Here is a 21,346-nt window from a genome sequence, read left to right on the forward strand (position 1 = left end):
TTTCAGCGTGAATTTTTAAGCCGTCGTACGTCGAACGGTGAGACGGAATCATGGCCGGACGAAAGAATCCCTTCGATGAGTTAGAGGAACTGTTCGAACGAATGGGCCGCCAGTTCGAGAGCATGGGTGACCAGTTCGGCGGGGGCGGCGTGGGGTGGCAACCCGGCGGCATGTCGCTCGACCTGGCCGACCGCGGCGACGAGTTCGTCGTCACCGCCGACCTGCCTGGCTTCGAGAAGGACGACATCGACATCTCGCTCCGCGGGGACCGCCTTCGCATCTCGCCGAGAGTTCGGCCGAAACCGAGGCCGGGGACGAGGACTTCCTCCGGAAGGAACGCCGCCAGCAGTCGATGAGTCGAACGCTCACCGTTCCGGAACCAGTGGACGAGACGGGCGTCTCGGCGGAGTACAAAAACGGCGTGTTGACCGTCACGCTCCCGAAGGAAATGGACGAGGACGATTCACACGACATCGAGGTCAACTGATCGTCCACCGCGACTGCCCGTCCCGGTAGTCGTGACCCATCGTAAACGGCGGGACTTACAGCAACCACAACTCCCTTGCTATCTCGGGCATAATCGCCGCACATGACGCTCGACGCAGGCGACGACGCGCCCGACGTGACCGCGCAGAATCAGCACGGCGAGACGGTGTCCCCGTCCTTCGAAGCGCCGACGGTCGTGTACTTCTACCCGCGTGACGACACGCCGGGATGCACCATCGAGGCGAAGCAGTTCAACGCGGAACTGGAGAGTTACCGCGAGGCCGGTGCGACCGTCTACGGCGTCTCGACCGACGACGTGGACAGCCACGACGAGTTCGCCGACAAGTTCGACCTCGAATTCGACCTGCTGGCCGACCCGGACGGTGAAATCGCCGACTCGTTCGGCGTCGAAGTCGAGGACAACTTCACCCAGCGAACCACGTTCGTCCTCGCGGACGGCGAAGTCCAGGCCGTCTACCCCGGCGTGGACCCCGACGGCCACGCGCGCGAAGTGTTGCAGGAAATGCTCGACGACGAACTCGTCGTACTGGACTGATCGGACCAGTTTCGGATTCGGGTTCGGTTGTTAGTTTTTTTGTCCCCGCTCAGTGACGTTCGCATATGGAATTTCGCTCGAACCTCCCCGAAGGAGTCGTTGGTGCAATTCAGTGGGGTGTGACGGGATTCTTCTGCTTTCTGATCGGCTTCGCGTCCGTCGCGTGGTATCTCTCCTCGACACGGGCGACGTACTCCATCGACAGCAAGCCCGCTGCAATCGCATTTCTCCTCTTCATGATCATCGCGGGGTTTCTCTGGGGGCTTCGAAACCCGGACGGGCAGCGAAAACGCATCGAGGTTACCATCTGGCTGCTCGTCCTCGGGTTCGCTCTCCCGATGCTGACCAACCTGCTTTCCGTCTCTTCGGGTCTCGCGGATACCGTGACGACGTTTTCAGTTCTTCAAATCCTCGCACACCTCCTGGTCATTTTCGTCGCTTACGGCTCGGTGTACGGACTCGGGTTGGTGGTTTTTCTGCCAGAGGAAGGTTGGGAAGAAGGATGACGAGATACGTACGAACGGACGTGTTTGGGACTCTCGCCGTCAAATCCTCCGAACGATTTCCTCGACGGTCTCCTCCGCGACTCCCTCCCACTCGTCCGGCCACTCACCGCCTCGTTTCGGCGGCGTCAGCCCGAACGTCACGGGCGAGAACGACACCTGTTCGAACGAATTCGCCGTCACGGTGCCGACGAACTCGGCGACTTCGCGTTTCGAGGAGACGCCGCCGGATGCCAACGCGTAGTAGTCCGTAAACACCTGAACGACGGAAATTCGGTCGTACTCCGCCAACTCTCCTTCATTTACGTAGTAGAATAGCTTCGCGGTGTTGTTGACTGGGTCGGCTCTGCGCCACTCCAGTTCGACGGCGACGAACCGGTCGTCAGTGTGGCCGACCACGTCCACGGGCGTTCGCTGGATTCGGTATTCGGTCTCCCACTCGAAGCGCGGCAGTCGCTTGGCGAGGCTGTCGCGGATGGAGTCCCGAACGGTTTCGGCGAACGCGCCCACGAGCTGGTCTCACTCAGGGGTGTCGTATCAGCGTTTCGACTTGCTGCAATTATTGCCGAAACCTGACAGGGAGCCCAGTCAGGTATGGTAGTTCTTTTAATCGCCAGTCTGAAAGTACGGGTATGGACTACAACCCACGGGAAATCGAGTCGAAGTGGCAGTCTCGATGGGCGGAGGAGGGCCAGTACGAGGTCGACCCGTCGAACGAAGAGGCCACTTTCGTCACGGTTCCGTATCCGTATCCGAGCGGGGGAATGCACATCGGCCACGCACGAACGTACACCGTGCCGGACGTGTGGGCGCGGTACCGCCGTCTACAGGGGGACAACGTCCTGTTCCCCATCGCGTGGCACGTCACCGGCACGCCCATCGTCGGCGCAGTCGAGCGTCTGAAGAAGCGCGAACCCGCGCAGATGTCGGTGTTGCAGGACACCTACAACGTCTCGGACGAGGACCTGTCCGAGATGGAGACGCCGATGGGGTTCGCCCGCCACTTCATCGAGGACAGTTACAAGAAGAACATGCAATCGTTGGGGCTGTCCATCGACTGGCGGCGCGAGTTCACGACGAACGACGAGCGCTACTCGAAGTTCATCACGTGGCAGTACGAGACGCTCAAAGAACGCGGCCTGCTGGAGAAGGGCCTGCACCCCGTCAAATACTGTACGAACGAGCAGAACCCCGTCACGACCCACGACCTGCTGGAGGGTGAGGAAGCCGAATTCCAAGAGTACACCCTCGTGAAATTCGGATGGAGAACAGGTGATTCGGAAATCACCGTTCCGATGGCGACCCTGCGCCCCGAGACGGTCTACGGCGTGACGAACGCCTACATCGACCCGGACGCTGAGTACGTCGAGGCGAGCGTGGACGGCGAAACGTGGCTCGTCTCCGAATCCGCCGCCGAGAAACTGGAACTGCAGGCCCACGACGTGGAAGTTCGAGACCGATTTACCGGCGAGCGACTCGTCGGCGAGCACGTCACGAACCCCATCACGGGCGACGACGTACTGGTCCTGCCCGCGAACTTCGTGGACGCCGAGAACGCCACGGGCGTCGTGATGTCCGTTCCGGCCCACAGTCCCGACGATTGGGTTGCCCTGCAAGAAGCGAAAGAAGATGATGCCCGGATGGAGAAATACGATATCGACCCCGCGGAAGTCGCCGCCATCGAACCGAAGGCCATCATCGACGTGGAAGGCTACGGCGAGTTCCCGGCGGAGGACGCCGTGGCGGAACACGGTATCGAGGATTCATCTGACCCTGCCTTGGAGGACGCCACCCAAGAGGTGTACAACCGCGAGTTCCACAGCGGGAAGTTGGGTCCGATGTACGGCGACTACGCCGGGAAAATCGTGGAGGACGTGCGCGACGACCTCAAAGCGGAATTCCAACAGCAGGGGTCGTTCGGCACGATGCACGAGTTCAGCGAAGAAGTCGTCTGTCGCTGTGGCGGGGCCGTCGAGGTCGCCGAGCAGGATACGTGGTTCCTCCGCTACAACGACGAGGCGTGGAAGGCGAAGGCCCACGAGGCCGTCGCCGGACTGGACGCGATTCCGGAGAACACCGGGGAGCAGTATGACCATACCATCGACTGGTTGAACGAGTGGCCGTGCATCCGCAACTACGGATTGGGTACTCGTCTGCCGTGGGACGAGGACTTCGTCATCGAACCGCTGTCGGATTCGACCATCTACATGGCCTACTACACCATCGCCCACCGGATTTCCGACGTTCCGGTCGAGGAGATGGACAAGGGGTTCTTCGACACGCTGTTTTTCGGCGGTGAGGCCGTCGAAGACTCGAACGAAACCGCGCTCTCGCTGCGCGAGGAGTGGGATTACTGGTATCCCGTCGATTACCGCTGTTCGGGCAACGACTTGGTCAGTAATCACCTGACCTTCTTCCTGTTCCACCACGCCGAACTGTTCGAACCGGCGAACTGGCCGCAGGGCATTACCGTGATGGGCATGGGTCTGTTGGAAGGACAAAAGATGTCCTCATCGAAGGGCCACGTCGTCCTCCCCGAGAACGCCATCGAGAAGTACGGTGCCGACACGGTGCGCTTCTTCCTGATGAACAGCGCCGAACCGTGGCAGGATTACGACTGGCGGAGCGACCAAGTCGAGAGCACGCAGAACCAACTGCGTCGATTCTGGACTCGTGCGAACGAGATAATTTCGGCACCAGAGGGCGAGCGCGACCTGCAACGCATCGACCGCTGGTTGCTGTCGAAACTGCAGACCACGGTTCGAGATGCCACCGACGCGATGGACCGCTTCGAGACGCGGACAGCGAGTCAGGCCGCCTTCTACAGTTTCGAGGAGCACCTGAAGTGGTACCGAAAGCGCACCGACACCGACCGACCGGGTGCACGCTGGACGCTCCGAAAAGTGCTCGACACCCGTCTGCGCCTGTTGGCTCCGTTCGTCCCGTTCATGGCGACCGAACTCCACGAACGCTTGACGGGCGAACCCATCGACGAGGCCGAGTGGCCGAATCCAGACGCCGACTTCGAGAGCACCGTCACGGAGATAGAGGAGTCGTTGGTCTCCGGGTTGACCGACGACATCCGCGACATCGTGGACGTGACGAACACCGACCCCGAGACGATCCGGGTGTACGTCGCCGCCGACTGGAAGCGCAAAGTGCTCTCGGCCGTGGTCGAGAACGGCCCGAACGTCGGTGCGGTGATGGGTGAAGTCATGCAGAACGCGGACCTGCGCGAGAAGGGCGACGACGTGAATCGACTCGCCCAGACACTGGTCGAGGACGTACGCGAGCGTCCCGACGACCAGGTCGAGGTGCTGGCGAACGTGGACGAGGGTGCCGTCTACGACGACGCCCGCGACTTCTTCGAACGCGAGTTCGACGCTGACGTCGAGGTCTACCGCGAGGGCGACGACGTGCCCGACCCCGAGGACAAAGCCCGCCACGCCACGCCACTGCGACCGGCCATCCATCTGGAAGGATAAGTCGGTACGCTCGACCGAATTTCTCTGTGCGGTGGTCGTCTTCTGCCGTCCGTTCTCCGCTCACGTCGCTAATCCAATCGCCCACAAAAATTCACAAATGAGCTACAGGTAAGACGCTACCCGGCGTTATGTCTCTTCTATGGCCCGAGCGACCGTCTGCCTGACCTACGACTTCGACGCCGTCTCCGTCTGGATTCACACCTTTGGGGCCGGTGACGCCCCTACACAGCTTTCACGCGGGGTGTACGGTGCCTGGGTCGGCGCACCCAGAATCCTCGACCTACACGACAAACACGGGATTCCGGCGACGTGGTTCGTCCCCGGTCACACCATCGAGAGCTTTCCCGAACGCGTCGGCGAGGTGCACGACCGGGGATACGACGTCCAGTGCCACGGGTGGCGACACGTCAACCCGAGCACGTTCGACAGCAAGGAGGACGAAAAGGACGAGTACGAGCGGGCGATGACGAACATCGAGGACATCACCGGAGACGCGCCGGTCGGGTTCCGGTCGCCCGCGTGGGAGTTCTCCGAGAACACGCTCTCCATCCTCGACGAACTGGGGTTCGAATGGGATTCGAGCGCGATGGGCAACGACTTTCACCCGTACTATCTCCGAAAAAACTGGAGCGCCCCCCAGAAGAAACCGTTCCAAATCGGCGACAAAAGCGACGTCATCGAAATCCCGATTTCGTGGAAACGGGCGGACTTCCCGGCGCTGATGTTCGTCTGGGAACAGTCGATCCTGTGGGGATTCGCCGACGAGCGATCCGTGTTCGACCTCTGGAAGGCCCAGTTCGACTGGATGTACGAGAACATGGAGGACGGAATCTTCACGCTGGCGATGCACCCGCAGGTCATCGGACAACCACCCCGAACGACGCGACTGGAGGAACTGATCCAGCACATGCGGACGAAACCCGACGTCGAGTTCGCGGACGTGAGCACGGTTGCGGCGGAGGTTCGGAGCGGCGACCGGGCGGCGATGCCGATGATCGGGTAGCGATTTCCCGGTGGACCGTTTCGCCGTTTTGAGACATTGGCTATAACCGTTTTTCTAACCCACACCGTCCGCTCAGGTATGGCAAAGTACGTTGCACTCGTTGACATCCGGACGAGCGTCCAAAACGCGCAGGAACTCGCGTCGACGTGGGGCGACATCCGGTTGGAGTTCGAGGAGTTCGGCGTCGAACTCGACGGAAGTTTTGCCGTGCTCGGCGAGTACGACTTCCTCCTCATCTTCGAGGCACCCGACCGCGATACGGCCTTCCGTGCGGGCATCGCGGTGGAGAGCTACGGAATGGACATGCAGACCATGGAAATCATTCCGATGGACGACTTCGCCCAGTTGGTCGAAGACTGACAGCAGGATTCGAGGATCTATCACCGATGATCACTCTTCCCCGAGAGAAAAAGCCTATTCCCCGTCGAACCGTTCGTGGAGCCATGAGCCAGTCGTCCGAAGTCGCCCTCGCGTTCGACGAGAACGAATTACTTCCCGCAATCGCACAGGATGCGGACACCGGAGATGTTCTGATGTTGGCATACGTTTCCCCCGAAGCCGTCGAGAAAAGCCTCGAAACCGGGTTCGCTCACTACTATTCCCGCAGTCGGGACGAACTCTGGAAGAAGGGCGGAACCAGCGGTCACCTCCAGCACGTGAAGGACGTTCGCGTCGATTGTGACGCCGACACGCTGCTCTACCTCGTCGAGCAGGACGGCGGTGCCTGCCACGTGGGCTACGAATCCTGTTTCTACCGCAGTATCGAATCCGTCGACCGGGACGGAGACGAACCGACCGCGGAAACCGAAATCGTCGCCGAACGGGTGTACGATCCCGACGAAGTGTATGAGTGATCCACTGACCGAACTCCGAAACGCGGACGAGGTGTGTCGGGAGAAAAACGCCGCCATCGCCGAATACGGCGAAGCGGAGATGAACGCCGTCGCCGACGCCTACCACCGGGCGACACACCTGTTCGACCGCTACGAGTCGCGTGCGACCGGTACCGGCGATTTCGAGGCGTTCTTGGAGTTCCAAGGGAAGTTCGGCGATTTCGTGGACGGGTTGCCCGACGACCTGCCCGCACGCGAGGCGTTCGAACGGGCGGAGACGTCCATCGACAAACGCCGATTGAGCGAGCGCGATTTCGAAAAGGCGCGAAACGCGCTCACACCCGCGAAGGAAATCGTCGCCCTGTCGGACGAACGCCAGGCGGCACGCGAGCGATACAGAGATACGCGACACACGGTTTCACAGCGGGTAGCGGAACTGAACGAACGAATCGCGTCCCTCGAACGGTTACGGGAACTCGGCGACGCCGATTTGGACGCCCCGACGGGACTACTCCGGGAGCCAATCGACGCCGCCAACGATGCCATCACCGAAGCGTTCTCGGAGTTTACACACGATGCGACATCCCGCGAAATGGTCGAGTTCCTCACCGCGACCGAACATTATCCCCTCATCGAGTTCCGGCCGCCGCCGGAAACCCTTCGGGAGTATCTGCTCGGTCGGGACGGCGGGGACCTCACCGTCCCCGAACTGCTCGAATACGCTCACTACTCCCAGTCCAAGCTCGACCACTACGTCACCGACCCCGCCGCGTTGAAACGCGCCATCGCCACGAACGAGACGTATCTCGACCGAATCGATTCGGAACCGCTCACCATCGACTGGCCACCCGCCTCCGCGAACGAACTCCGCTGGTGGTGTGAGGAGGCGATTCGCGTCGCGGACCGATTCGCACCGCCAGAAACCATCGCACGGCTCCGTGAAGTGGAGGACCTCACCCGTCGGGACGATTTCGAACGGCTCCGAACGGCAGCAGAAGCACGCTCCGAGTTGACGGACGACGAACGCGACAAACTCGCCAGTGGCGAGGTCGAGGACGAACTCGCGCGGCTACGGGACGAACGGGAAAAACTGAGCGACGCTCTCGATACGTATCCGTCGCGGTAGCGCTTCGAGTTCGAACGATCGAACGAAGTTCAGGCGTCCGCTTTGGCCGTACGAAGGGCGTCTTCCATCTCCGTCGCCAGTTCCTCGGCGCGATGGCGTTCGTGCGCCTCGGCGTAGATTCTCATCATCGGTTCCGTTCCGCTGGGGCGGGCCAGCACCCACGCATCACCGAAATCCAAGCGGTAGCCGTCGCGGGTGTTCAGTTCGGCGTTCGAATCCGTCGCCGCCTTCTCCGCGGCGGCGAGCAGCGCGTCGTGTTCGGCGTCCGTCGTGTACTTGATGTTCGTCCGAACGTTGTGGTAGCCGCCGTACGGTGCCACTACCTCGCTCACGCTTGCGTCGACCAGCAGTTCGAGGAATTTCGCGGCGGTGTACGCGCCGTCGCGGGTGAGACGATAGTTCGGGAAGAAGATGCCGCCGTTGCCCTCTCCTGCGACCGGTACCGACACGTTCTGGTCCCGTAATTCTCGAATTCGGGTGATGATGTTCGTGCTCCCGATGGGCGTCAGTTCGAGGGTCGCACCCGTCTCGTGGGCGACGTCAACCAGCCGCTGGGAGACGTTGACGGCGGAGACCACGGCGTCGCCGGGTTCGAGTTGAGCGGCCGAGAGCGCGGCGAGCGTCGCGTCGCCTTCGATGTACTCGCCGTTCTCGTCGTAGAAGATGGCTCGGTCGGCGTCACCGTCGTGGGCGATACCGACGTCAGCGCCGCTCGCTTCGACCAATCGGCCGAGGTCACGGAGGTTTCCGGGGACGGGTTCGGGGTTGCGGCCGGGAAAGTGGCCGTCGGGTTGGCTGTTCGTCGTGACGACGCGGCAGCCGAGTTGGCGGAAGAATTCGGGGGAGGTGAGCGAACCGGCACCGTGACCGGGGTCGAGGGCGACGGTGAGGTTCGCGTCGGCGATTTTGTTCGTGTCTATCGAATCGAGCAGTTGGGAGACGTATCGTTCGCGGGCGTCGTCGATGACGTGGCTGTGGCCCGTCTCGCTCCAGCGAACTTCCTCGAACGCTTCGGTGAGAAACTTCCTTTCGACTCGTTCGAGGTCGTCGACCGAGAGTTCGATGCCGTCGTCGCCGATGAGCTTCACGCCGTTGTACTCCGGCGGGTTGTGGCTCGCGGTTATCATCAACGCGGGAACACCCTCGCTTTCGGCGTACGACTGTGCGCCGGGCGTCGGCACGATGCCGAGACGGTCCACGTCCACCCCGACGCTCGCCAATCCGCTGGCCGCGGCGTCGGCGAGCATGTCGCCTGTCGCTCGTGTATCCCGTGCGAGTGCGATGCGGTCGGTGCGCCAGACCGTTCCCGCAGCCTTCGCGATCTTGAGCACGAACTCGGGAGTCAGTTCGTCGTTGGCGACCCCTCTCGTCCCGCTCGACCCGAACACCTTCATGTGGGGGCATGGGATTTCTGCCTTCAAAGAGATTCCGAATACGGGTGCTACTCCGCCTCTGCACGGTGTCCGGTGGCCGATTTCACCGGCGTTTCCCAGCCGATGACGACGAGCGACCCGACGATGAGGAAGCCGCCAGCCACCGCCAGCGCCGTGAGCGGGGACGCCACGTCCGAGAGCACGCCGCTTCCGAGTTGGAAGGGAATCACCGCCAGCGAACTCACCATCGCCAGCGACGAGAGGACCGTAGCCCGACCCAATGTCTCGATACGGTCGTTCACGTACTGGGACGCGAGCGACCGCGTCGTCTCCGCGATACCCCGAGCGAACAGGAACGCCGGAATCGCCAACACCGGCATCATACGGAGCGCAACGAGCGCGATGCCGACCACGAACGGAATCGTGAGGAACCACGTTCGTAGACCGATCCGCTCCCGAATCGCACCGGTGTAGTAGCTCAATCCCGCCGAGAGCAGGCTGATGGCCGCGTAGAACCAGCCCAAAATAGGCTCGACGTTCCCGGGGACGACACCGACCTGTGGCAGGACGGTTTTCAGGACGGGTTGGACGTACATGAACACGAGATATGACACCGCCGAGAAGAGGACGAAGTAGTAGACGACGAACGCCCGCAGTCGCTCCTCGGAGAGCGTTTCGCGGATGACACCGGCAGCCTCCCGGACGCCGAGTTCGTCCGACTCGCTCTCCTCGTAGCTCGCGGGTTCGTCCATCCCGAGGAGGACGGGAACTCCGACTCCCGTCACGCCCGCCGCGACGAAAAACGGATACGCGAGGTCGATTTGGGCGAGATAGCCCCCCAACACCGACCCGACGACGCCGACCAGCAGCGCGGCCGACTGCCCGCGCCCCCGGACGTGTGCGAACTGGTCCTCGGACAGGTCGTCGGTCAGGGTATCGTACAGCCACGCGTCGCTGGTGCCCGACCGGAACGTGTAGCCGAACGACCAGCAGGCGTACAGGGCCGCGAGATGGACGAAGTTTTCGGCGAAGCCGATGCCGACGAGCGTCAGCGTGATGATTCCGGTTCCGATGAGCAGGCTGTTCCGGCGGCCGACCCGGTCACCGACGTAGCCAGTCGGAATTTCGGAAACGAGCGTCGTGACGTTGTAAATCCCTTCGAGAACGGCTATCGCGGTAAAATCGAGGCCGAGCGAGAGGAAGTAGAGGTACATGATGGGTCGATAGAACTCCACCGCTTTCGTGGACTTGTAGACGTAGTAGAGTCCGATATTCCATCCGACGGTGCGACGCGCCCGACCCATATCGATTCGCTCGTCCGCGAGCACCCTGTTCGTTCCGCGCAACCGATTGCACATAGATGGTTGACATCTTTCGTCGGGATTTTATCGCCGCTGGTGCAACGCCCGTCCATGGACGACGAGCGACCCGACCCCGCCGACGCGCTCGCCGCAATCGGCAACGAACGCCGCGTCTCGATGCTGTACGAGCTTCAACAGGCGTTCCGCGACGGCGAGTCCGCGCTCCCCTACGCCGACCTCAAGCGACGGGTCGGCATCCGCGACAGCGGCAACTTCAACTATCACCTTCAGCGCCTCGTCGGGCAGTTCGTCCGCAAAACCTCGGACGGCTACGCGTTGACCTACGCGGGTCGAAAGGTCGTGAGCGCACTGACGGCGGGCGTGTTCACCGAGCAGGCCAACGGAGCCACCTTCGACGCGCCGGGAACGTGCTACGAGTGCGGCGAGGCATCGCTTTCGGCCCGTTACGAGCAGGAACGGGTTCGTATCGTCTGTGAAAACTGCGAGGAGGAAATCCTCCACAACCCCTTCCCGCCCGCGCCGACGACACGCCGTGACGACCTCCTCGACGCGTTCGAGGCGTGGACCCGCCGTTGGAACGCCCTCGCCGCCACCGGAACGTGCCCCGAATGCGGGTCGAAAATGGCCGGACTGCTCACCGACGACCGGCACGAACTGAGCACCGGAAACGTCCCCTACCGCCTCCGCGTCACTTGCACGGAGTGCTGGGCGATGGCGAACCTCCCCGTTGGTTGTCTCGTCCGCGACCACCCCCGCGTCGTCGGATTCCACGCCGAACGCGACGCCTCGCTCGACGCACATCCCCTCTGGAACCTCGACTGGGCGCTTCACGGGGACTTCCTGACCGTCCTCGACGACAACCCGCCGCGCGTTCGACTCCGAATTCCCGCCGACGACGACGAACTCCGACTGACGTTCGATGCCGAGGGCTCGGTCGTTTCGACCAGCGTCGTCGAACGGTGAACCGAGGTCTTCGGATCCTTATCGCTCCGGGTGAATCGACGCGTCGAACCCACCCCTGACGAGCGGCTTGGCGATGTGGCGGCGCGCTTCCGGCGGCACCTCGTACCACCCGAGTTCGAGGTCGCGCTCGATTTTCCGCTCGACTTTGCCGTCCGCATCCGTACCGCATCGGCGACAGCGGTAGCCCTGTCCCGCACCTGCGCTCTTCATCGAGCGGCCACAGTCGGGGCAGTTCGGCGTCACGAGTTCGGTCGTGTCGAGGCTCCGGACGGCGAACTTCTCCAGCTTGAGGGTTCCGTCGGTGACCTCGCCGCAGGCCGCAATTCGGTCGCCGGGGCGGAGGTTCCGAACGTGATTTCGAAATCGCTTCGTGGGTTCGAAGGCGGCACACAACTGTTCGGTCGTGCCGTCCTCGATGGTGAAAAAGACGTGGCCGCCACGTCGGGTTTCCGGCTTCGAAGCGACCGTTCCGGCCACGCGGTAGGCGCGGTCGTCCTCGATTTCCTGGAGTTCGGCGTCCTGCAAGTGGGCGTCGGTCCCCTGATTCGTCACGAACAGCGCCGTTTTGACGACGGGTTCGCCCTCGATTCGCTCGGCGACTCGCCGGACGTCGTCCGGGTCGTCGCCGCGAATACCGTGGAGGATGGGACAGGGTGTGTGCGGAACACAGACCGCTTCGCCGGTGCCGCGGTCCACGGTGTCCCACACGTCTGGATACCCCGAATCGGCGGCCGCGAAGGTCGAATCGAAGTCCACCTCGCGGGGCGTTCCCCACCGTTCGTCCTCGCGGTAGGAGATGTGTTCGTAGGTCCATTCGGAGAACGCGGCGTGCGCGCCGATGGCCGCCAGCGCGCCGATCTTTCCGCGGCCGTTCTTCCACCCGACGTGTCGGTAGCCCGCCGCGTCGATCCGTCGCTCGGCGTCCTCCCGCGATAGTAACTCCCGAATCGCCTTCCGCGAGAATTCCGCGACGTCGTCCGGAATCCCGTCGGGAGCGTGCGGCGCGACGACGAGACCGGGATTCGTCCGCGGGTCGTCGGTCTCGGCGGCCGAATCGAGCGCCGAACGCGCGAGCGCGAAGGCGCGCTCGGGATCGAAATCCGTGTGTATCGCCAACGCGGCGTTCCCCCGTGTTTTGTGTTTCACGGCGGGATTGAGTCGGACGAGGAGCAATCGCTCGATGGTTCCCCCGGCGTCTCGAATTCGTTCTGCGAGTTGCGCCGCGAGGTAGGTCGTACACATCCCGCGTTCGCGGGAGTCGGTGTCGTCGAGACCGATGACGGTCACGTCCGGTGGTTACGGCGTGGCGAATTAACAGTTTTCGAAGAAACTATGCTATATAAATATACTGTCGGCAATTTACGTAATCGCAAGACTGCGGAGGGGTGGGTCGCCAAAGGGCTTTTATATGAGACTCACTTACCTCTCACCATGTCCCGGTCTGCACTGGTCGGAAACGTGACTGCGATGTTAGAGGATGCGGGCTTCGTAGTTAGCGACCGGTGTGCTATCCGACCAAAGAGCTTCGACGTGGCAGCGCGACGAGGACCAGACCTCCTGTTGCTGAAGATTCTCGGCAACATCGACGCGTTCGACGCCCAAACCGGCATCGAGATGCGCCGCCTCGGCACGTATCTCGACGCGACGCCGCTGGTACTCGGGCTTCGGACGCGAAATCAGGACCTCGAACCCGGCGTCGTCTACTTCCGTCACGGCGTTCCGGTGTTCAGCCCGGACACGGCAGTCGATCTGTTCGTGGAGGGCGTCCCGCCGCTCGTCTACGCCGCACCCGGCGGCCTGTACGTCAACATCGACGGCGACATCCTCCGCGACGAGCGCCAGGACCGCGGCTGGAGCCTCGGTCAACTGGCCTCCGAACTCGGCGTCTCGCGTCGCACCGTCTCCAAGTACGAAGGCGGCATGAACGCCAGCGTGGAAGTCGCCGTCGAACTGGAAGCGTTGTTCGACCGCGAACTGACGAGCCCGGTCGAGGTGTTCGACGGTGCCGACGAGGTGACGGCAGAGGACGAACCGGACCAACCGGAAGCCGAATCCGACGACCAAGACATGTTCTCCACGCTCACCCGCGTCGGGTTCACGGTTCACCCCACGAGCAGAGCGCCGTTCCGGACGGTCAGCGAGGACGACCGCGAGGACCGCGTTCTGACGAGTCACTCGGCGTTCACCCGCACGGCCGAAAAACGCGCTCGGATCATGAGTTCCATCAGCCAGGTCGCACGGACCCATTCGGTCTACTTCGTGGACAAGACGCGACGGGAAACCGTGGATGGCACCGCACTGGTCGAACGCGAGGAAGTCGAGGACCTCGACGACGCCGACGAACTTCAGAAGCTGATCCGCGAACGCGCGGAAGCCTGATCGATTCAGTCCTTCATCGCGGCGAGGAGCAACCGGACGTTCGTGCCAAACTGCTCCACGAATGCGCGAGGGAACCGTTTTCGTGCATGATCGAGCGCATCGTCGAACGCGGCGCTCGCCTCCTCGAACACGCCGCTACCGTGTCCGAAGAGGATACGCTCCGGTTCGAGTTCGCCGAGTGCGTCCCGCGGCGGAAACAGCCGATGGGAGAGCACGACGCCGATTCGCTCCTCGCCCACGGTGTAGCCCGGACCGGATGCGAGCAGGTCCGGAACGATAAGCGTCCTATCCTCCTCTCGGTAGGCCACCGCTTCCTGCCACAGCGAGAGCGGTTCGAACCGTCGGACGCGAAATCCTGAGTCGCCGAACGTCGTCTCGAATCGCTCGATGGGAGCATCGACCCGCTCCCCGACGCGACCCATCCAGCGCGGAACGTGAACTGATACGTCGTGCCGGGCCGCGATGATACCGGCGTCCCTGGCGTGATGACTACACAACACCGCAACGCCGACGACGTTTCCGAGGTCATCCAACAGCGCGTCGAGTTTCGGCGCGTCCAGCGGGTCGATGAGCCAGACGCCGTCGTCTGCCGTAACCGCGTGGCTCGTGCGCATCCCTTCCTCGGTCGGATGCGCCAGCCAACTGAAGCCACCATCCCAGCGGTCGATCACCCGAAAATCGGTCGCCGACGACCGTTCGTACACCGGCATGGCCCGGTATTTCCGCCCCAATCGTATCAATTAATTTGTCTGTACTCATCTCTGTACTGACGTCCTCCGACAAGCAACTCGCGGAAAAAAGCACGATACGCGACTGCGGTCGTCGTGGACCGACGTTCCGTCGTGATCGTGTGGTTTGTCGGTGCGGGAGTCCCCGCTCTCGTCACTGACGCGCTTTTACGCGCCGTAGGTCTCTTCGAGATACTCGTTGATGTCGTCGCTCTCCGGCATCCCTTCGACGCCGTGTTCCTTGTCCACCAGTACCGGAACGCCGGTCTGGCCGCTGATTTCTTCGACTTCTGTCCGCGCCGAATGACTCCGTGGGACGGAATGTGATTCGTACTCCAGACCGAGTTCGTCGAGTTTTGACGTGACTTTCGCACAGAACGGGCATCCCTTGAGTTCGTACAGTTCGAGGTTCGGCATACGAACGCGTAGGGAGGTGGGAAATAAGAGTGTGGTGTTCAGGAGAAAATCCGCTGGTTTTGAAGGCGAACCCTGGATCAGACGTTCCCTTTCAGGAGGTCGCTCGTCCGGACGAAGAAGTAAACGACGAACGCGGCGGCGAGCACCCAGTGTCCGGGCCGGATGTCATCGCGCTTGCCCGCGGCGAGTTTGACGATGGGGTAGGAGACGATGCCCGCGGCGATGCCGTAGGCGATGGAGTAGGTGAACGGCATGACCAGGATGGTCATTCCGGCGGGGACGGTGTTGGTGATGTCGTCCCACGCGATGTCCACGACGTTGCCGAGCATCACGACGCCGATGACGACCAGTGCGATGTGCGAGGCGTACTGGGGCACTGCGGTGGCCAACGGGACGAAGGCGAGCGAGAGGAGGAACAGGACCCCGATGACGAGCGCCGTCATTCCGGTGCGGCCACCCTCCTCGACACCTGCGGCGGATTCGATGTACGTCGTCACCGTCGAGGTTCCCAGCATGCCTCCGACCGTTGTACCGATGGCGTCGGCCATCAGCGGCTTGTCAACGTCTGGGAGGTTGCCCTCCTCGTCGAGGAAGCCACCGACCTTACGACGCCGACGAGCGTTCCGGCGGTGTCGAAGAAGTCCACGAAGAAGAACGTGAAGACGATGAGTCCGAAGGAGAACAATCCGCTGACGGAGGCCAAATCGTGAGCGCCGAGACCGCTCACGAACGCTCCGGCGACGGGCGTGATGTCGTAGGTTGCACCCGTCATCGTCGGGGTGAGGGTACCCGGCGCGACGAGGCCGAACCACTCGGAGGCGTAGCCGATGAGCGTCGTCAGGCCGATGCCGATGATGATCGAACCCGGAATTCCGCGTGCGTAGAGCGCGAAGGTGATGAAAAGACCGACGACCGAAACGACCGCGACCGGGTCGGTCGCGACGGGGCCGAGCGTGACCAACGTAGAGGAGTCGGCGGCCACGACGTGCATCGCTTCGAGACCGATGATCGCGAGGAACAACCCGATACCAGTCCCGACGGCGAATTTGACGGGGTCGGGGAACAGACGAATGATATATTTTCGTGCACCGATAGCGGTGAGCAGAATGAAGAGGATTCCTTCGACGACGACGGCGGCGAGCGCCGTCTGCCACGAAATTCCGAGCGTGCCGACGACGGTGAACGCGAAGAACGCGTTCAGGCCGAGGCCGGGTGCCTGGGCGAACGGTCGGTTCGCGTAGAAGGCCATCGTCAACGTCGCAACCGCGGCGGCGATGATGGTGACGACGGCGAGCATCGCCATCGTCTGGTCGTAGGAATATCCCGCTATATTGATTCCGTCCTGAATCGGTACATCTGGGCTGTCCGCGAGAAGGGACGGATTCACGATGACGATGTAACTCATCGTCAGGAACGTCGTTATTCCCGCCGTGACCTCCGTTCCGAGGTCGGTGCCGTGCTCCTCGAAGCCGAAATAGTCAGCCAGCAAGCCGGTTATCCCGGATCCCTGCTGATTACTGTTGATGTCCTTTAGCCCCATGATTCACAGATGAGCATAAACGCGAATACCTACTTAACAGTTCTCATAGTATCTGGGCATCTATACGCAATTATGCATATGTCTGGTTCCAATTCGGATTTGAGAGGGAAAAATTAACACAACGGTGATTATTGGTGCTCGTTACCGACGAACTCACTCGAACGACGCGAGTGCCCCAACCGGCGCGTCCGTGCGCTTCTCTGCCCGTTCGATGCCCTCCGTCCGGCGGCGATGAGCGCGAAGACGCCGCCGACGTCGGCGTCGGCCTCCTCGGCGATGTCCAAGAGCAGTTCCTGCGTCTCGCCGGAGCGAATGAGGTCGTCCACGACGAGGACGGTTTCTCCGGGGGCGATGGCCGAGGAGGGGAGATAGTACGTGAGTTCGATACCGGAGGCGAGTCGCTGGCGCGCCTCGATGAACTCCTCGACGGCGGTCTCCTTCGACTTCTTCGCGTAGGCACAGCGGGCACCGAAGTAACTCGCCATCGCGGCGGCGAGGGTGATGCCGTCCGTCGCGGCCGTGAGCACCACGTCGGGCAGGTCGAAATCGAACGTCTCGACGGCGACGGGTGCCACGAGGTCGAGGAACGACTGGTCGAAGACGACCCCGGAGTTGTCCACGTAGCCTTCGGGGTCGAGTCGGGTTCGTGCCTGTAATTCCTCGGCGAGTTGTTCACGCCCGACGCCTTCCACGACCGCTTCCGCACGGTCGGGACTGGGAAGGACGTGGCCGTTCACGTACCGATTCAGATCACCCGCCGGAAGTTCCGTGACTTCCGCGAGTTCGTCGTAGGTTCGGGTCTCCTTGAGCATTCGGAGGACTGAGACGGCCTGTAGTTGGAGATTGGCCTTCTCTGCTCGGTTCATACCCATCTAGTCATCATCGTGCAACCTTGAACACTTCGATGATAGTTTGCCGCCGTTTAGGCACACCTATGTTGGTTCGGCTGCTATCGGGTCAGTCGAGGAAATCCGGCCGAAGCCGCTTTTCGCCGTACTCGCCGTCCAGATGATTCCGGAAATCGGCGATCTCGACCGCCCCTTGCTGTCGTTCTTCCCTGTCGCGCACCGAGAGCGTCCCCGATTCGGCCTCGTCGCTCCCGACGATGACCATGTAGGGGACCCGGTCGTCGTGGCCCGCCCGAATCTTCTTTCCGAGCGTCCAGTCCCGCTCGTCGACTTCGACGCGGTACGCGCCGAGTTCGTCCGCGATTTCCGCCGCATACCCCGCTTCATCGTCCGTGATGGGAAAGATTCGAACCTGCTCGGGTGCCAGCCAGAGCGGGAATTTCCCGGCAACGTGCTCGATGAACACGCCCATGAATCGCTCCATCGACCCGAGGAGCGCGCGGTGGACCATCACCGGCCGGTGTTCCTCGTTGTCCTCGCCGACGTAACTGATGCCGAGGCGTTCTGGTTGCACGAAGTCCAACTGCACCGTTCCGATCGTCCACTCGCGACCGATGGCGTCCTCAACGTTGATGGCGATTTTCGGCCCGTAGAACGCGCCTTCGCCCTCCGCAACCTCGTAATCGAGTCCCTCGTCCTCCAACGCGTTTCGAAGCGCCTCGTGTGCTCGCTCCCATAACTCGTCGTCGCCGATTGCGTCGTCGGGTTTCGTCTCCAGTTTGAGGTGAGCGTCCAAGCCGAACACCTCGTACATCCCGTCGATGACCGACAGCGTGCGGGCGATTTCCTCCCGAATCTGGTCCTTGCGAATGAACGCGTGGCCGTCGTCCTGCGTGAATCCCCGAACGCGCAACATCCCCGAGAGCTCGCCGGATTGCTCGTTCCGATAGCACGTGCCGAACTCCGAGAAGCGAAGCGGCAGATCACGATACGAGCGTCGCTGCTCCCCGTAGATGTACGCGTGATTCGCGCAGTTCATCGGCTTGAGTCCGTACTCGTGGCCGTTTTGCTCCCACGCGAACATCTCCCCTTCCTCCTTGAAATGGTCGTAGTGGCCCGACTTCTTCCACAGTTCGGCGTGGTTGAGTTCCGGCGTCTTCACCTCGTGGTAGCCCAACTCGTCGTTCTTCTCGCGGACGTACTCCTCCAGCTCGCGGCGAATCGCCATCCCGTTCGGGTGGAAATTGACACACCCCGGCGAGTGGTCGGGCACCGAGAAGAGGTCCATCTCGCGTCCGATCTTTCGATGGTCGCGCTTTTCGGCTTCCTCCCGGCGTTCGAGGAACGCTTCGAGGTCGGCGTCCCGCTCGAAGGCCGTGCCGTAAATCCGCGTGAGCATCGCCTCGTCCTCGTCGCCGCGCCAGTAGGCACCCGCGATTTCGAGCAACGAGAGCGCGCCGACCGCTCCCGTCGATTCGACGTGCGGCCCGGCACAGAGGTCCTCGAACTCTCCCTGTCGGTAGAACGTGACCTGCTCCCCGTCCGCGACGATGTCGTCGAGCAGTTCTAGTTTGTACGGTTGGTCGGCGAGTCGCTCCCGCGCCTCCTCGGGTGACATCTCCTCGCGCTCGATGTCGTACCCCGCCGCGACGATGTCCTTCATCTCGCTCTCGATGGCCGCGAGGTCGGACTGCTCGATGTCGAGGCCGTCGAAGTCGTAGTAAAACCCGTCGTCCGTCGGCGGGCCGATGGCGGGCTTTGCGTCCGGAAACAGTTGGAGGACCGCTTGTGCGAGGACGTGCGCGGCGGAGTGTCGCAGCACCCGAACGTAGTCGTCACTCCCCGGCGTGACGATTCGCAGGTCGGCGTTCGACTCGATTCGATATTCGGGGGCGACGAGGTCGCCGTCGACGATTCCGGCGACGCAGTCCCTGCCGAGTCCCGGCCCGATGTCGTCGGCGACGTCCCCGACTGATGGTGCGTTCTCGAATTCGCGTTTCGATCCGTCCGGAAGCGATACGATTACCGATTTCTGTGATTGTTGGTTCATAGTTGTGACTCGTGATTCCGAAAGAGCGCTGGCCCGCTTCGACCGACCGGAAGCGCGTTCGGAGACGCGCGGCTCTCGGCTTCGAAGACGGGCGGGAAAACGACGATGGTGGTGACTAGATTAACGGGTGCGAACCCGGCGTGTAAAGCAGTCACCCAGCATCGTGTTGCTCGACTGATCGTAGTCGCGCCACGGTATTTAATCCTTGTGCGGGCCGCAACCGCTCGCACTTTCGACGACGAACCCGAACGCTTTCCCCGATTTGTGTCCATCACTCGCGTATGACCAGTATCGACGAAAAACGGGTGTACAGCGACCAGGAGGGGACGACGACGGTGTACGTCGGGACCGAACTGGGCGTCGCCCGCGTGGAAGTCTCCGGGGACATCATCGGCGAGTTTTCGTTGGCACACCGCTGTGTCTCCAGGGATACGGCGGCGACAGATGGCGCTCTCGCGGTAGCGACGGACGAAGACGTGCTCGATGCGGAGTTCTCACCGCTCGATTTCGGACCCGCCGTCGCGGTCGGGTTCGACGGCGAGGACCTCCTCGCGGCGGGCGACGACGGCCGACTCGCACGGTACGACGGCGAGTGGAACGAGTTGGCGACGCTGGACGACGTGCGAGCCATCGACGGAAATCTGGTCGCCACCGCCGACGGCGTGTACCGGGTTTCGTCCGACGACGTTCAACACGTCGGCCTGACGGACGTACGGGACGTCTCGGCAGCGGGCGGTCCGTTCGCTGCCACCGCCGACGGGTTGTACCGACTCGGCAACGGCTGGATGGACGTTTTCGAGGGTTCGTTTCGCGTCGTGAGTGCGACGACGGAGGATGCCTACGCCGCCACCGCCGAAACAGTCGTTTCACGCGACGGCGACGATTGGCAGGAAGTTTCCCTCCCGGTTTCGGGCCCCGTCGCGGCTATCGGGTTCGGTGACGGCGTGTACGCGGCGACCGATTCCGGAACGTTTCTGGTACGTTCCGGTGATGGATGGCGAAATCGCCATCTCGGATTGACCGGCGTCACGTCCCTCTCGGTTCGGTAGTCTCAATTCGATAGTCTCGATTCGACAGTCTCGATTCGACTTGCCCGGCTACTCCTCATCCAGCGCGTACAACCCTCGGTGGACGCGCCGGACGAGACCGAGTCGGGTGATATCCCGAAGTCGGTTTTTCACGCACTCTTGAGTGACGTCGAGTTCCTGTGCGAGGTATGCGGGTGTCGCACGTCCCCTCGAAAGCAGATTCAAAATCCCACGCTCGGTCGGCCTGAACTGGTCGTCTTCGAACGGAACGTCCACCAAAACCGTTTCGGTGGTTCGGTATTTCCCGTCGCCTGCCGGTTCTTCGAGTGTTAATTCGTACAGGCCACGATACGGTTTTTGCACGATATCGACCTCGCGGAATCCATCGAGAAGCGACCGGGCCGTCCCCGATTCGATCGCTAGCTCACTGGCGACGTAGGCGGGTGTACAACGGCCCTCCCCGAGGAGGTTCAACACCCCTTTCTCCGCCGGTGTCAACTCGTCCTCGTCGAGTGGAAGCGACGTTCCGATGTTCAACCGGGTTACCGAAACCATCGAACGATACTACTACCCTCCTGCATAAATAATATATTATATTAGCATATCAAATATTTCGTCATAGATGTAAGTTTTCATGTGTTGGTGTCCGTTTCTCACTGTCTCTCCACCTATCTTCCGATTCGGGGCACTGCCACGTCTTCTCGGC

The 21,346-nt window shown here is 62.2% G+C and carries 18 protein-coding genes and 3 pseudogenes; 11 read left to right on the top strand and 10 right to left on the bottom strand.

What is annotated here, in order from left to right; genetic code table 11:
- The first annotated feature begins 50 nt into the window (after positions 1-50).
- From A4G99_RS29375 to A4G99_RS04495, 3 genes and pseudogenes are all read left to right on the top strand, one after another.
- Positions 51-487, top strand: a pseudogene (locus A4G99_RS29375) (Hsp20/alpha crystallin family protein).
- A 102-nt stretch (positions 488-589) separates the two neighbouring features.
- Positions 590-1,042 (top strand): peroxiredoxin, encoded by a 453-nt coding sequence (locus A4G99_RS04490; RefSeq protein WP_066139936.1) that lies wholly within the window; start codon positions 590-592, stop codon positions 1,040-1,042.
- A 65-nt stretch (positions 1,043-1,107) separates the two neighbouring features.
- Positions 1,108-1,548: a hypothetical protein gene (locus A4G99_RS04495; RefSeq protein WP_066139939.1), complete on the top strand. Its 441-nt coding sequence runs from the start codon at positions 1,108-1,110 to the stop codon at positions 1,546-1,548.
- Between the two features lie 39 nt (positions 1,549-1,587).
- On the opposite strand, the gene A4G99_RS04500 is transcribed toward A4G99_RS04495, so the two are convergent.
- Positions 1,588-2,055 (bottom strand): hypothetical protein, encoded by a 468-nt coding sequence (locus tag A4G99_RS04500; RefSeq protein ID WP_066139942.1) that lies wholly within the window; start codon positions 2,053-2,055, stop codon positions 1,588-1,590.
- A 122-nt stretch (positions 2,056-2,177) separates the two neighbouring features.
- Here A4G99_RS04500 and leuS point away from each other — a divergent pair, with 122 nt between their 5' ends.
- The 5 genes from leuS (at position 2,178) to A4G99_RS04525 (ending at position 7,992) form a co-directional block, all read left to right on the top strand.
- Entirely contained in the window at positions 2,178-5,030 is a 2,853-nt protein-coding gene (gene leuS, locus A4G99_RS04505) for a leucine--tRNA ligase (protein ID WP_066139945.1), read from the top strand.
- A gap of 139 nt (positions 5,031-5,169) precedes the next feature.
- Positions 5,170-6,033, top strand: coding sequence for a polysaccharide deacetylase (locus A4G99_RS04510; RefSeq protein WP_066139947.1), 864 nt, complete (start codon positions 5,170-5,172; stop codon positions 6,031-6,033).
- Positions 6,034-6,111: 78 nt separating this feature from the next.
- Positions 6,112-6,393, top strand: a complete 282-nt coding sequence (locus A4G99_RS04515; RefSeq protein WP_066139951.1) for a GYD domain-containing protein — start codon at positions 6,112-6,114, stop codon at positions 6,391-6,393.
- An 83-nt stretch (positions 6,394-6,476) separates the two neighbouring features.
- The gene (gene hisI / locus A4G99_RS04520; protein ID WP_066139955.1) at positions 6,477-6,887 is read left to right on the top strand and encodes a phosphoribosyl-AMP cyclohydrolase; all 411 of its coding nucleotides are present in this window, start codon (positions 6,477-6,479) and stop codon (positions 6,885-6,887) included.
- Complete coding sequence (locus A4G99_RS04525; protein WP_066139958.1) at positions 6,880-7,992, top strand: hypothetical protein; 1,113 nt, start codon at positions 6,880-6,882, stop codon at positions 7,990-7,992. Before hisI ends, A4G99_RS04525 begins: the two co-directional genes overlap by 8 nt.
- 29 nt (positions 7,993-8,021) lie before the next feature.
- Here the strand turns inward: A4G99_RS04525 and glmM are convergent, their stop codons facing one another.
- Both glmM and A4G99_RS04535 read right to left on the bottom strand, forming a co-directional pair.
- On the bottom strand, positions 8,022-9,386 hold the full coding sequence (gene glmM, locus A4G99_RS04530; protein ID WP_066139961.1) for a phosphoglucosamine mutase: 1,365 nt from the start codon (positions 9,384-9,386) through the stop codon (positions 8,022-8,024).
- Between the two features lie 47 nt (positions 9,387-9,433).
- Positions 9,434-10,669: an MFS transporter gene (locus A4G99_RS04535; RefSeq protein ID WP_066142320.1), complete on the bottom strand. Its 1,236-nt coding sequence runs from the start codon at positions 10,667-10,669 to the stop codon at positions 9,434-9,436.
- A gap of 108 nt (positions 10,670-10,777) precedes the next feature.
- On the opposite strand from A4G99_RS04535, the gene A4G99_RS04540 reads away from it, so the two are divergent.
- Positions 10,778-11,650: a hypothetical protein gene (locus tag A4G99_RS04540; RefSeq protein ID WP_066139965.1), complete on the top strand. Its 873-nt coding sequence runs from the start codon at positions 10,778-10,780 to the stop codon at positions 11,648-11,650.
- 18 nt (positions 11,651-11,668) lie between these two features.
- Here the strand turns inward: A4G99_RS04540 and A4G99_RS04545 are convergent, their stop codons facing one another.
- The gene (locus A4G99_RS04545; RefSeq protein ID WP_066139967.1) at positions 11,669-12,937 is read right to left on the bottom strand and encodes a tRNA(Ile)(2)-agmatinylcytidine synthase; all 1,269 of its coding nucleotides are present in this window, start codon (positions 12,935-12,937) and stop codon (positions 11,669-11,671) included.
- 144 nt (positions 12,938-13,081) lie between these two features.
- Between A4G99_RS04545 and A4G99_RS04550 the strand changes: the two genes are divergently transcribed.
- The gene (locus tag A4G99_RS04550; RefSeq protein ID WP_066139969.1) at positions 13,082-14,029 is read left to right on the top strand and encodes a transcriptional regulator; all 948 of its coding nucleotides are present in this window, start codon (positions 13,082-13,084) and stop codon (positions 14,027-14,029) included.
- Positions 14,030-14,034: 5 nt separating this feature from the next.
- On the opposite strand, the gene A4G99_RS04555 is transcribed toward A4G99_RS04550, so the two are convergent.
- The 5 genes and pseudogenes from A4G99_RS04555 to thrS form a co-directional block, all read right to left on the bottom strand.
- Complete coding sequence (locus A4G99_RS04555; RefSeq protein WP_066139974.1) at positions 14,035-14,739, bottom strand: hypothetical protein; 705 nt, start codon at positions 14,737-14,739, stop codon at positions 14,035-14,037.
- 186 nt (positions 14,740-14,925) lie between these two features.
- A complete protein-coding gene (locus A4G99_RS04560; RefSeq protein ID WP_066139977.1) occupies positions 14,926-15,174 on the bottom strand; it encodes a glutathione S-transferase N-terminal domain-containing protein in 249 nt (82 codons plus the stop codon).
- Positions 15,175-15,251: 77 nt separating this feature from the next.
- Positions 15,252-16,714, bottom strand: a pseudogene (locus A4G99_RS04565) (NCS2 family permease).
- Between the two features lie 153 nt (positions 16,715-16,867).
- Positions 16,868-17,580, bottom strand: a pseudogene (locus tag A4G99_RS04570) (phosphoribosyltransferase family protein).
- A 91-nt stretch (positions 17,581-17,671) separates the two neighbouring features.
- Positions 17,672-19,612 (bottom strand): threonine--tRNA ligase, encoded by a 1,941-nt coding sequence (gene thrS / locus A4G99_RS04575; RefSeq protein ID WP_066139980.1) that lies wholly within the window; start codon positions 19,610-19,612, stop codon positions 17,672-17,674.
- A gap of 281 nt (positions 19,613-19,893) precedes the next feature.
- Between thrS and A4G99_RS04580 the strand changes: the two genes are divergently transcribed.
- Complete coding sequence (locus A4G99_RS04580; protein ID WP_066139983.1) at positions 19,894-20,661, top strand: hypothetical protein; 768 nt, start codon at positions 19,894-19,896, stop codon at positions 20,659-20,661.
- 48 nt (positions 20,662-20,709) lie between these two features.
- On the opposite strand, the gene A4G99_RS04585 is transcribed toward A4G99_RS04580, so the two are convergent.
- Positions 20,710-21,195 carry a helix-turn-helix domain-containing protein gene (locus A4G99_RS04585; protein WP_066139985.1) on the bottom strand — a complete coding sequence of 162 codons (486 nt, stop codon included), beginning with the start codon at positions 21,193-21,195 and terminating at the stop codon, positions 20,710-20,712.
- Positions 21,196-21,346 lie beyond the last annotated feature (151 nt).

It is taken from the genome of Haladaptatus sp. R4 (assembly GCF_001625445.1).
Taxonomy (GTDB): domain Archaea; phylum Halobacteriota; class Halobacteria; order Halobacteriales; family Haladaptataceae; genus Haladaptatus.